The sequence below is a fragment of the Streptomyces hokutonensis genome (genome assembly GCF_000376565.1).
GTDB lineage: Bacteria > Actinomycetota > Actinomycetes > Streptomycetales > Streptomycetaceae > Streptomyces > Streptomyces hokutonensis.
This window is the reverse complement of record NZ_BARG01000076.1, coordinates 25,542-37,197: the sequence shown is the minus strand read 5'-3', so window position 1 is coordinate 37,197 and position 11,656 is coordinate 25,542. Positions and strand designations below refer to the sequence as shown.

The 11,656-nt window shown below is 67.8% G+C and carries 14 protein-coding genes; 8 read left to right on the top strand and 6 right to left on the bottom strand.

The window, feature by feature from the left end; translation table 11 throughout:
• Window positions 1-4 precede the first annotated feature (4 nt).
• Together SSP08S_RS41170 and SSP08S_RS41165 are read left to right on the top strand one after the other, a co-directional pair.
• Window positions 5-391 carry a cupin domain-containing protein gene (locus SSP08S_RS41170; protein WP_019073495.1) on the top strand — a complete coding sequence of 129 codons (387 nt, stop codon included), beginning with the start codon at window positions 5-7 and terminating at the stop codon, window positions 389-391.
• A 90-nt stretch (window positions 392-481) separates the two neighbouring features.
• Window positions 482-1,270 (top strand): class I SAM-dependent methyltransferase, encoded by a 789-nt coding sequence (locus tag SSP08S_RS41165; RefSeq protein WP_019073494.1) that lies wholly within the window; start codon window positions 482-484, stop codon window positions 1,268-1,270.
• Here SSP08S_RS41165 and SSP08S_RS41160 read toward each other — a convergent pair.
• Window positions 1,260-1,451, bottom strand: coding sequence for a DUF397 domain-containing protein (locus SSP08S_RS41160; protein ID WP_019073493.1), 192 nt, complete (start codon window positions 1,449-1,451; stop codon window positions 1,260-1,262). The genes SSP08S_RS41165 and SSP08S_RS41160 overlap by 11 nt on opposite strands.
• Window positions 1,452-1,460: 9 nt before the next feature.
• Entirely contained in the window at window positions 1,461-2,306 is an 846-nt protein-coding gene (locus SSP08S_RS41155) for a helix-turn-helix domain-containing protein (RefSeq protein ID WP_019073492.1), read from the bottom strand.
• 229 nt (window positions 2,307-2,535) lie between these two features.
• Here SSP08S_RS41155 and SSP08S_RS41150 point away from each other — a divergent pair, with 229 nt between their 5' ends.
• The 6 genes from SSP08S_RS41150 (at window position 2,536) to SSP08S_RS41120 (ending at window position 8,412) form a co-directional block, all read left to right on the top strand.
• A complete protein-coding gene (locus SSP08S_RS41150; protein ID WP_019073491.1) occupies window positions 2,536-2,991 on the top strand; it encodes an ATP-binding protein in 456 nt (151 codons plus the stop codon).
• 75 nt (window positions 2,992-3,066) lie between these two features.
• Window positions 3,067-3,189 (top strand): DUF6879 family protein, encoded by a 123-nt coding sequence (locus SSP08S_RS64335; RefSeq protein WP_019073490.1) that lies wholly within the window; start codon window positions 3,067-3,069, stop codon window positions 3,187-3,189.
• A 115-nt stretch (window positions 3,190-3,304) separates the two neighbouring features.
• Window positions 3,305-4,543, top strand: a complete 1,239-nt coding sequence (locus SSP08S_RS56880) for an IS701 family transposase (RefSeq protein WP_019073489.1) — start codon at window positions 3,305-3,307, stop codon at window positions 4,541-4,543.
• 255 nt (window positions 4,544-4,798) lie between these two features.
• The gene (locus tag SSP08S_RS41135; RefSeq protein WP_019073488.1) at window positions 4,799-5,566 is read left to right on the top strand and encodes a hypothetical protein; all 768 of its coding nucleotides are present in this window, start codon (window positions 4,799-4,801) and stop codon (window positions 5,564-5,566) included.
• 162 nt (window positions 5,567-5,728) lie between these two features.
• Window positions 5,729-5,962 carry a hypothetical protein gene (locus SSP08S_RS41130; protein WP_158697283.1) on the top strand — a complete coding sequence of 78 codons (234 nt, stop codon included), beginning with the start codon at window positions 5,729-5,731 and terminating at the stop codon, window positions 5,960-5,962.
• A 611-nt stretch (window positions 5,963-6,573) separates the two neighbouring features.
• Entirely contained in the window at window positions 6,574-8,412 is a 1,839-nt protein-coding gene (locus SSP08S_RS41120) for an NHL domain-containing thioredoxin family protein (protein ID WP_019073485.1), read from the top strand.
• A 126-nt stretch (window positions 8,413-8,538) separates the two neighbouring features.
• On the opposite strand, the gene SSP08S_RS62695 is transcribed toward SSP08S_RS41120, so the two are convergent.
• From SSP08S_RS62695 to SSP08S_RS41100, 4 genes are all read right to left on the bottom strand, one after another.
• Window positions 8,539-8,703, bottom strand: coding sequence for a hypothetical protein (locus SSP08S_RS62695; RefSeq protein ID WP_019055237.1), 165 nt, complete (start codon window positions 8,701-8,703; stop codon window positions 8,539-8,541).
• 51 nt (window positions 8,704-8,754) lie between these two features.
• A complete protein-coding gene (locus tag SSP08S_RS41110) occupies window positions 8,755-9,813 on the bottom strand; it encodes a glycosyltransferase family 2 protein (RefSeq protein ID WP_019073484.1) in 1,059 nt (352 codons plus the stop codon).
• A gap of 174 nt (window positions 9,814-9,987) precedes the next feature.
• Window positions 9,988-10,218 (bottom strand): DUF6458 family protein, encoded by a 231-nt coding sequence (locus SSP08S_RS41105; RefSeq protein ID WP_019073483.1) that lies wholly within the window; start codon window positions 10,216-10,218, stop codon window positions 9,988-9,990.
• An 85-nt stretch (window positions 10,219-10,303) separates the two neighbouring features.
• A complete protein-coding gene (locus SSP08S_RS41100) occupies window positions 10,304-11,599 on the bottom strand; it encodes a M18 family aminopeptidase (protein WP_019073482.1) in 1,296 nt (431 codons plus the stop codon).
• Window positions 11,600-11,656: the final 57 nt, after the last annotated feature.

The following is an 11,656-nucleotide window of genomic DNA, read 5'->3' as shown; positions in this document are numbered from 1 at the left end:
CCTCATGGAACCCATTGCCCTCGCTGCCGCGCTCGCGTCCTTCACGGACCGTTGGAGCCCCCGCATCGTCACCACCGTCAACGACTACGACGTACGCGTCGCCAAGGTCGAGGGCGAACACCTCTGGCACACCCACGACCACACCGACGAGTTCTTCCTGGTCCTCTCCGGCGAACTGCACATCGCGCTCCGCGAGCCGGCGGGGGAGCGCACGGTCGTCCTCCCCAAGGGCTCCGTCTTCACGGTCCCGCGCGGCACGGAACACAAGCCCTACGCCCCGGTCCCCGCCGAGATCCTGCTCCTCGAACCGACGGGCACGTCGACGGTCGGCGACCAGCACGAGGAGATCCCGGCCCACGTGGACGCGACGACGGGTCACGCCCTGAACTGACCCTCCCCCCCCCGCCAATTCCGTTGAGCCCCCACTCCGAGATCGTGTTGGCTGGCGGCACCGGACCGTCAGTACCGCAGGGAGTTGAACGTGCAGGACAGTGGTGTCGACCCCGTTGCCCACAATCGGGCGGCCTGGGACAAGTACGTCCAAGAGGGCAACGAGTGGTCGAGGCCGGTGAGTGCCGAGGCTGTCGAGCGCGCCCGCGCGGGCGACTGGTCGATCGTTCTCGTCGGGCACGAGCCGGTCGACCGCTCCTGGCTGCCGGCGGACCTGACCGGCAGGGACGTGCTGTGCCTGGCCTCCGGCGGCGGCCAGCAGGGTCCGATCCTCGCCGCGGCGGGGGCGCGGGTCACCGTGTTCGACAACTCACCCGGCCAGCTCGGCCAGGACCGGATGGTGGCGGCGCGCGACGGACTCGAACTGCACACAGTCCTGGGCGACATGCGCGACCTCGGCGCCTTCGGCGACGCGACGTTCGACGTCGTGTTCCATCCGGTCTCCAACCTGTTCGTACCGGACCTGGCACCGGTGTGGCGCGAGTGCTTCCGCGTCCTGCGACCGGGCGGAACCCTGCTCGCGGGCTTCCTCAACCCTGATACGTACCTGTTCGACCACGAGGCGCTCGACGAGCGCGGCGAGCTGATCGTCGTGCACAAGCTGCCCTACAGCGATGTCACGCAGTACTCCGCCGAGGAACGCGCCACGAGGTTCGGCGCGGATGCCGCGCTCGAATACAGCCACACCCTCACCGCCCAGATCGGCGGGCAGCTCGCCGCGGGCTTCGTCCTCACCGGCTTCGCGGAAGCACCGCACCAGTCCGACGCGTCCGCCCAGTACCTGTCGCACTACTTCGCGACGCGAGCGGTCAAGCCCTGAACTGACCCTTCAGTGCGGTGAGTAGGGCGTTCAGGGCGGTGGGGGTGGGGGTGAGGAGTGTGGCGGGCTTGTCGCTCTCGCGGAGGTGGAGGGTGGTGGAAGTAGCAGCTATTTCCAGGCAGTTGGTGTCGGCGTCTCCTCCGGAGTACGACGACTTCTGCCAACGGAGGGCTTCAGACACGGGGCTCCTTCACAGTTCCTGGGCGATACGGCGGATGAGGTCGAGGGAAGCTTCCTGCGGGAGGGCTGCCTTGTCGATGATCTCGCTCCGGGTTCGGTAGCGGTTCAGCCGCGCTGTGGCGTCGATGAACTCGGCACCGTGGGGCGTGTCGATCTGCACGGTGTCCAGTTGAGGTACGGCGCCGCCAACGTACTGCATGGGAAATCCCGCCCCTGCGAATCCCTCGGCCGCGAACGGGATGACGCGAAGGGTGACCGACTCCCTCCCGGATACCTGGAGGAGATGTTCGAGCTGGGCCTGGGCGATCTTGGAGCCCCCCACACGCATCCGTAGTGCGGCTTCATGGACGATCACGTCGTACGGGGTCCCCGACGTGATGACCTCTTGGCGGCGCATCCGGAACGTGACACGGGCCTCGCGGTCTTCCTCCGGGAGGTTCGGCTCGACGAACAGCGAGGCTGCGCGTACATGGTCCTCGGTCTGGAGGACTCCCGGGATGTGCACCATCTCGAATACGCGGGCGTACGTCGCGTGATGCTCCAACTCGGCGAGGTCGAACGCCGTAGGCGGCATCATGCCGCGATACTCCTCCCACCAGCCCTTGAACCGGGACACCGCCATCTCCACCAATGCGTCGACGAGTTGGCTGTCGTCGCACTCGTAGAACCCGGCCAGTCCGCGCAGCCGCTGCTCGCTGATTCCGAACCGGCCGGATTCGATGTGGCTGATCTGGGTCTGGTTCACGCCGAGGAAGGCTGCGGCGTCCCGTGACTCGATGCCCGTCGCCTCGCGCAGCTTGCGCAGTTCGGCGCCGAGTCGCCCTTGGCGTGCGGTGGGGTTGGCCCTCGGCGGCATGGCGTTCTCCTCATTTGTCGTACTTTTCCTGAACGGTTGCTGCGTATCAGGCTGAGTCGCTATGGTCGCAACGTACCTCACGGAGGGTGCCTGCACGGTCACCCATCCGCAACTCCCGCACGCCCACCCCCCGTTGGAAGTGCCACCCCGGCCATCGACACCGGGGCGCCGGACAGCAACGAGCCCGGGCTCGCACAAACCCCCCTCACCCCACCGGAGTTGATACCCCATGCCCTCGTACACCCTCATCTGCCCACCCCTCGACACCTCCCCCCACATCGCCCGCGACTTCGTCGCCACCGTCCTCCGCACACTGGAACTGGACCGCACCCTGGTCGACGACGCGATCCTCTGCACCTCGGAACTCGTCACCAACGCCTGCGTCCACGCGAAGGGCGGTGACGGCACGGTGCTGTGGCTGGCCGTGGAAGAGGGGCGGCTGAGGGTCGTGGTGTACGACGGCGACGAGAACCCGCCGGTGATAAGGGAGTTGACCGCCGAACCGGGTGAACGAGGCGGTGGCCGGGGCCTGTACCTGGTGGACGCCCTCACCGAAGGCCGCTGGGGCCATGCCCCGGACATCCCGTATGGCGGCCAGCCGCACCCGGAGGGCAAGGGCGTGTGGTTCGACCTGCCCGCAGAACTGACCGTAGATCCGCCCGTACGACGCCCGGCATCACCCTGACCGGACACCCCCTTGCGTTGGCTCACGCGAGGAGATGGGGCTCGTGCACACCCCGCCCGGACAGTGAGGCCAACGGTGGCAACAGCGGTACGTGAAGCACTCGCCAAGGCGCGGCACTCCGCGATGCACCTTGAGATGCGGGACAACTACATGCGTGACGATCCGGAGTTCATCCGCTGGCAGGAGGGCCATCGGTAAGACCCGGCCGGCCGCGAGTCCTGGTGGCGCTCCTGGCTGGACGTGGTGGCCGTGACGATCGGCCGGGGCGTGTTCGTGACTCACCCGATCGGGGTGCGTTGAACCGGTTGTGGATATGGAGAGCGATACCGAAGTCGGTTCGTGGGATGCCGAGTTGGAGTCGTTGCTGCTGCGAGTGGGCGAGCGGTTCGGCCGCGTCGAGCCGCGGCGGCGGATGCGGGACTACGTGCGTGGCCTGCTGGGCCCGGTGGGCCGGAAGAACAGCTGGCAGATTGCCGAGCATGCAGGCAATGACACCCCGTATGGGCTGCAACGGCTGCTGTCGTGGTGCCAGTGGGACCCGGACGAGATCCGCGACGATCTGCGGGACTACGTGGCCGACCGGCTCGGGCAGCCGGACGGTGTCCTGATCGTGGACGACACCGGCTTCCTCAAGAAGGGCACCGTCTCCGCCGGGGTGCAAAGGCAGTATTCCGGCACCGTCGGCCGCACGGAGAACTGCCAGATCGGAGTGTTCGCGGCCTACGTCTCCGCGAAGGGCCGGGCCCTGGTGGACCGCGAGCTCTACCTGCCCAAGTCCTGGACGGAGAATCCCGACCGGTGCCGCGCCGCCCGGATTCCGGAGAGCCGGTTCTTCGCGACCAAGCCGGAACTTGCCCGTGTCATGGTCCAGCGGGCACTGGACTCCACGCTGCCGATCGCCTGGGTGACTGCCGATGCGGCCTACGGACAGGAGTGGCACTTCCGGCGGATGCTGGAGGAGGCCGGCATGGGCTACGTCCTGGCGGTGCCCAAGTCGCAGCAGATCAAGTCTCCGGCGGGAAGCTGGCGCATCGACCATGTCCTGGCCGGCGCTCCGGCCGAGGCGTGGGAGCGGATGTCCTGCGGTGACGATGCGAAGGGGCCGCGGGTCTACGACTGGGCCGCGGCCAAGCTGCCCACCGTGGATGGCTCGGATCCCGCCCACTGCCGCTGGGTGCTGGCCCGCCGCGGCCTGGCGAGTCCCGAGGGGATCGCGTATTACCTGGCCTTCGCGCCGACGGACGCCACTGTCTGCGAACTGGTTCGGGTGGCCGGCGCCCGGTGGGCCATCGAGGAATGTTTCCAGGCGGCGAGGAACGAGTGCGGCCTGGACCAGTACGAAGTCCGCAGCTACGTCGGCTGGTACCGCCACATCACCCTGGCCATGCTCGCGCATGCCTTCCTTGCGGCGATGACAGCCCAGGCCCTCGAAAAGGGGGCCGCAGAAACGGCCCGAGCAGCCTCGTTCCCCTCACCGTGGCAGAAGTCCGACGGCTCCTGGACCTTGTCCGCCGCTGCCACTACCAACGCCGTCCGTGCCTCGATCGAGTGAGTCACGAACCACCACCTACCTGATGCAGCGTCAGCCGGCTTGCCCCCGAAAGAGCCCCGCGACCAGGGCGTATGGAGAAGTGCGACTGGAGTAAAGCGAATCAGCGGATGATTACGTTCGGGTAAAGATGGCCGCCTTGTTGCATCATTCATTATGAATAGAGGCTTGGATTCTTCATCTGTGGCATGCCCGGCGGGGAGACTTCTGCACTTCCTTTCGACGGTTTGCCACGTGGGGAGATTGCGGGGGAGAGTTATGCAAGCAGGAGAGCTGGCGGCCGAGGCCGTCCGCGTTCTCGTATCACACCTCGCTTCGGCGGCGGATGGCGGAGCGCAGCTCGTTCAAGGCGCGGCAACCAGGTTGTTGTCGAATCTGGTCGAGGAACGTCTTCGCGAGACCGGCCACACCCAGGAGTGGGGCGACTTCACCCATAATCCGGCGAACAATTCCCTGGTCGAGTACCTGTTGCGACAGGAGGCCACTCGGGACGCTGACTTCCGGCTCGCCCTCGGAAACACGGTGCAGGCCGCCAGGTCCGAGGTGGTCAACGGCACCCAGGTTCGGTCCATCAATATCGGCGGAGACGGTGATGCGCAGATCGGAGACCGCCGGGACTCCTTCGGGGAAAACAGCCGGGTGGTCACCGGAAGCGGCTCCTATCACGAGGGAGACGTCACCAACAATCATGATGGCGACATCTACGAGACCCACGAAGGCCGTCCGGTGGGTCGGTACGCGATGATCGCTGTGCTTGTTCTGGGGCTGATGGTTTTCGCCTTCAAGGTGGTTCCGGACATGAATGGAGGAGGGGCAGGCGGCGGCCTTTCCTCATCCTCTACCTGCAAGGAATTCTTGACCGCCGACGAAACAACCGAGCAGCAGGCGATAGTGGAAATCGCGACGGACAAGGGGCTCGGCGGGTTCGGTAGTCCGCTGGCTCTGCCGGCCATCCGGTACGAGTGCAGCTCTCACCCAACCGAGACCCTCGGTGCCGTGATCGAACAGTACAAGGGGAAGTTCTGACCGCACGGAGAGGATCAGGGGCAGCACAGCCAGGGCAGCCGGAATGCCCCAGCCCGGCTGGTACCCCAGTCCCCAAAACCCCGGTGCGGTTGACGGCTGTCCAACCGAAGAACTGACCGAATCCTGGTCTGCAGTCCGGGTCGTCAGCTCACAGCAAGAAACATGAGGAAAGCAATGATTGGTCGCCACATCAACGCCGCCTGCTATGCGATCAGCGGATTCGTAATCCTGTTCCTCGAAGCCTCAAATAGCTGGGATGCCAAAGTGACGCTCGTCGCGCTCGCAGCTATTGCCTACGGGGGATACATCGGGCTGACTACACGGTCCTATTGGGTCAGTCCGTACACCTATGTCATTCCGGTCCTGGCAATCTGCTATGCGATCTTCGCCAACTAGATGGTCAACTCCAAGGGTTTGTCGATCATTTCAAGCGAAGCTACTTTCCGGCGAAATTCTAGAGTTCGTAATAGGATCATGAGCGTGTCTTCTTGAGACGTCTCCCTGGCAGACGACTGCACAGCTCGCCCAGCGTCTGGAGAACCACTCCACGCTTCCGAGGGAACAGCGAGTCCTCCTGTAACTACTCAAGATCCAGGAGGAGGCGGGCGAAGTCGTCGAATCCGTGATCGGAGCCATGGGGCGGAACTCCCGCAAAGCCCACTCTTACACCTGGGAGGACGTCGAGTCCGAGGTCTGCGATGTCATCGTCACGGGCATGGTCGCACTGGCCCGCACGAACCCCGAGGCTCCGTCGTCTTCGCCCGGCACAATCCGGCAAGTCACCGTCGAACTGGGTATCTGGAACGGCCTGAGGACGAGTTGGTCCTCGACGAAGGCCAGGCACTCCACCTCCGGTACACACACTTCCTTGAGGAGTTCGCTCCTGGAGAGGAGAACGACTGCCGCACACACGCCTTCTCGCGACCACGATCAGCGGGGACGTAGGGGCGCTGACGCATCGGGCACGCGCTGTCGTGACTGTCAGTGGCCGGTGGCACTCTTGATTCATGACCGACGCATCCTCGCCCCGCACCCCCCGACGCGCCCGTGTCCGCGCTCCCCAGCTCACCGGCAAGGGCGGCTGGCTGAACACGGGTGGCAAGCAGTACACCCTCGCCGACCTGCGGGGACGCATCGTCATTCTGGACTTCTGGACCTTCTGCTGCATCAACTGCCTGCATGTCCTCGATGAGCTGCGGGAGTTGGAGGAGAAGCACCGGGACACCGTCGTGATCATCGGTGTGCACTCGCCGAAGTTCGTGCACGAGGCCGAGCACCAGGCGGTCGTGGACGCGGTCGAGCGGTACGGCGTCGAGCATCCGGTGCTCGACGACCCGGAGTTGGCGACCTGGAAGCAGTACGCGGTGCGCGCGTGGCCGACGCTGGTCGTCATCGACCCGGAGGGGTACGTCGTAGCGCAGCACGCGGGCGAGGGCCACGCGCACGCCATCGAGCGGCTGGTGGCGGAGCTGGAGACCGAGCACGCGGCGAAGGGGACGCTGCGGCGCGGGGACGGGCCGTATGTGCCGCCGGAGCCCGAGCCCACCGTGCTGCGTTTCCCCGGCAAGGCGATCGCCCTGCCCGGCGGGACCTTCCTGGTCAGTGACACCACCCGGCATCAGCTGGTCGAGCTGGCGGCGGACGGGGAGAGCGTCGTACGTCGGATCGGTTCCGGGGCGCGTGGCTTCGGTGACGGCACGGCCGACTCCGCCGCCTTCAACGAACCGCAGGGGCTCGTCCTCCTCGACGACGGCTCGGTCGTCGTCGCCGACACCGTGAACCACGCGCTACGACGGGTCGACCTCGGCACCGGTGCCGTCACGACCCTCGCCGGCACCGGCCGGCAGTGGATGCAGGGCGAGCCCACCTCCGGCCCCGCCCGCGAGGTCAGCCTCTCCTCCCCCTGGGACGTGGCCTGGTGGCAGGGCAAGCTGTGGATCGCCATGGCCGGCGTGCATCAGCTCTGGGCCTACGACCCGGACACCGAAACCGTCGCCGTCACCGCCGGCACCACCAACGAGGGGCTCGTCGACGGGCCCGGCCCCGAGGCCTGGTTCGCGCAGCCCTCGGGACTCGCCGCGACCGCCGACCGGCTGTGGTTGGCCGACTCCGAGACGTCCGCCCTGCGCTGGGTGGACCTCGACGGGGCGGTGCACACCGCGGTCGGCACCGGTCTCTTCGACTTCGGGCATCGCGACGGAGCGGCCGAACAGGCCCTGCTCCAGCACCCGTTGGGCGTCACCGCGCTCCCGGACGGCTCGGTCGCGATCAGCGACACGTACAACCACGCGCTGCGCCGCTACGACCCCGCGACCGGCGAAGTCACCACGCTGGCCACGGACTTGAGGGAGCCGAGCGACGCCGTCCTGGACGGTGACGAGATCCTGGTCGTCGAGTCGGCCCGGCACCGGCTGACCCGGCTGCGCCTCCCGGAGGAAGCGGTGCGGGTCGAGTCCGTAGCGCATCGCACCCAGCGCGCGGCCACCGAAGTAGCCCCGGGCGAGCTGAAGTTGGACGTCATCTTCCAGGCCCCGGCCGGCCAGAAGCTCGACACCCGGTACGGCCCCTCGACCCGCCTGCTCGTCTCGGCGACCCCGCCCGAACTCCTGATCACCGGCGAGGGCGTGGGCACGGACCTGAACCGCACCCTGACCCTCAACCAGGCCGTCGCGGAAGGCGTGTTGCACGTCTCCGCGATGGCCGCCTCGTGCGACGACGATCCGTCCAACGAATACCCCGCCTGCCACGTCCACCAGCAGGACTGGGGCGTCCCGGTCCGCCTCACCGTCGGTGCGACGGACCGCCTCCCCCTCGTCCTGGCCGGCATGGACGACCGGGACGCCTGAAACGGGGGATCAGCGGACCGAGGAATCAAGCAGGCACCAGCTCCGACGCGCCCCAAAGGGGCGCGGGGAACTGCGCGACCAGCCCCCACCGGCCCGCAGGTTCATCACCGGCCTTCCAGCGAGCGCTCAGCGCCTCCGTGCCCGCGGCGCCAGCTTGTACAGCGCCATCCCCGCCGCCACCAGCGTGGTCGCCGCGACCATCATCGCCATGCTGTTCAGCCACAGGCCGGTCGCGGCCAGCGTGGCTCCACCGGCGCCGGTCGTGCCGGCACCGACAACTCGTCCGTACATGAGTATTTCTCCTTGAGGGTTGTGCAGTTGTGCAGTTGCGTGAGGGGTGGGCTAGGTGGCCACCCACTTCTCCTCGCTGCGGCGGACCAGCCCCCAGAGCGAGGTGAAGTAGACGGCGTGCTGGAAGAGGTCGTAGAGCATCTCCGGGATCATCAGCGCCGCGACCAGGACCGCGAGGGGGCCGGCGCGGCGGACGGAGACGGTCTTCTCGACCACGAAGATCAGGCCGATCGCGGTCCAGAACGGGGAGATGCCGGGGAAGCCGTAGAGCGTGGTGTAGGTCGCCATGAAGGTCAGGTAGACCAGGAACGACAGCGCGCCGAAGCCCATCAGGAACTGCTGGAGGAAGTAGCGGGCGGTGACCTTGGTCCAGCCGTAGTCGCGGAGGTTCTCCAGGGCGCCGCGCTGCCAGCGCAGGCGCTGGTGCCAGAGTTTGGGGAGGCTGGTCATGACCTCGGTGGTGACCGCGCAGCCCGCCGGGGACATCGCGCGGTAGCCGAGGGTCTTGACCGCCTTGGTCATCTCGTCGTCCTCGGTGAGCGAGGCGAGGCTGTAGTAGCCGTCGCCGCCGCCGATCCGCCCCGAGTGGCGGGCCTCGCGGACCTCGCGCAGGACGCGGGCGCGGAACATCGTGCCGGTCCCGGTGAGGACCTGGGCCTTGCCGCCGGTGCGGTCCAGCTCCCAGGCGTAGCGCTGGAACTCCATGCGCTGGAGCAGTCCGAGGAGTCCGCCGCCCTGCTCGCCGTAGAAGACTCCGCCGACGGCGCCGACCTTGCGGTTGAAGGTGGCCATGGCGGTCTCGCTGAACCAGGGGTTGAGGACGGTGTCCGCGTCCTGGACGAGGAGCAGGTCGCGTTCGTCGAGGTGGGGCAGGACCCAGTCGATGGCCTGGTTGAGGGCGCCGGCCTTCTTGTGGGTGTTGCCCCGGGTGGCGAAGATGTCCGCGCCGTGCGAGGCGGCGACCTCGGCCGTGTCGTCGGTGCAGTTGTCGGTGACGACGACGATCAGGTCGGGTTTACGGGTTTGCCGCCACAAGCCCTCGATCGCGGCGCCGATGCGGTCCGCCTCGTTGTGGGCCGGTATGAGGACCACCAGCCGTGGTTCGGGCACGGCAGCGGCCTCCCCCGTGGTGCATCGCGCGACGAGCCCGGGGCTGCCTTTCCCGGACTCTCAACTGCACAGAGTCTTCACGAGGCTCACACAACCGCACAATACGACTGGCGTCACGAATTGCTCACGGTTGTCTTTGGATGTCCTGTGCGGGTGATTCGGTCCGTGTGAGGGTTACGCCCGGTATCCGTCGCCGTTCCGGTCCTCTTCGACCACGGTCGTCGAGCCCGGCAGCAGCACCCGGCGGCGCCGCGCGATGCTGCTGAACGTCACGACGCCGATCAGTCCGACGGCCATGAGGATCACGCCGACCAGCGTGAGATTGACCCCTTGCATGTGCCAGTCGGTCGCGAACGCGAGAATCGCGCCGACGGCGATGAGGATGATGCAGCCGCCCAGGCCCATGGGTGTCGCCTCCCTGCAGGTCGCTCGTTCCGGTCCGCGACCGGGTACCCGGGAAGGCAACACCCATGCGCCGAGCGCGAGTTGGCTACCCCTCCAGGAACGCCACCAGCGCGTTGGCCAGCAGGAACGGGTCGCGGTCGCCGCAGAGTTCGCGGGCGCTGTGCATCGAGAGGATCGCCACGCCGATGTCGACGGTCTTGATGCCGTGCCGGGCCGCGGTGATCGGGCCGATCGTCGTGCCGCAGGGCATGGAGTTGTTGGAGACGAAGGTCTGGAACGGCACACCGGCCTTCTCGCAGGCGGCGGCGAACACCGCGCGGCCCGAACCGTCCGTGGCGTAGCGGTTGTTGACGTTGACCTTGAGGATCGGCCCGCCGTTGACCCGCGGGTGGTGCGTCGGGTCGTGCCGCTCCGCGTAGTTGGGGTGCACGGCGTGACCCGTGTCGGAGGACAGGCAGACGGTTCCGGCGAAGGCGCGTGCCCGGTCCTCGTACGATCCGCCGCGCGCGAACACCGAACGCTCCAGCACCCCGCCGAGCAGCGGCCCGTCCGCGCCCGTGTCGGACTGCGAGCCGTTCTCCTCGTGGTCGAAGCCGGCGAGCACGGGGATGTACGGCAGGTTCTCGCGGGCGGCGGCGGAGGCGAGCGCGCCGGCTCCGGCGTGCAGGGACAGCAGGTTGTCCATGCGCGGGCCGACGACGAACTCCTGGTCGCGGCCCAGATAGGAGGGCGCCTCGACGGAGTGCGTCATCAGGTCCCAGCCGGTGACCTCGCCCGGCGCGAGCCCCGACTCCTCCTCCAGGAAGGCGATCAGGTCGCCGTCGCGGACGTCGTCGCCCAGGCCCCAGATCGGCTGGAGGTGGCGCTGCTTGTCCAGCTTGAGCCCCTCCGACGACACGGACCGGTCCAGGTGGATGGCGAGCTGGGGCACTCTGAGCAGCGGTCGGTCCACGTTCACCAGGCGGGTCGAGCCGTCCCGCAGGCTCAGCCGGCCGGCCAGGCCGAGGTCGCGGTCGAGCCAGGAGTTGAGCAGCGGTCCGCCGTAGATCTCGACGGCGACCTGGCGGAAGCCGTGCGCACCGGTGTCGGGGCGCGGCTTGACCCGCAGGTTCGGGGAGTCGGTGTGCGCGCCGATGATGCGGAAGGGGGTGTGGGGTGCCGCACCTTCGGGGACGAACCAGGCCACGATCGCGCCACCGCGCAGCACGTACTTGCCGCCGGTCGTCCCCTCCCAGGCGTCCGTCTCGGCGACCTGCCTGAATCCGGCCTTCTCCAGCCGCTCGGCGGTGTTCGCCACGGCGTGGTACGGCGTGGGGGACGCCGCGAGGAAGGACATGAGGTCGTCGGTGTGGCCGCGGTCGAAGCGGGGGGGTTCGCTCATGGGGTTCACCTTAACGACGTACGAGGGCCCACTCCTGGTGATGGGAGCGGGCCCTCG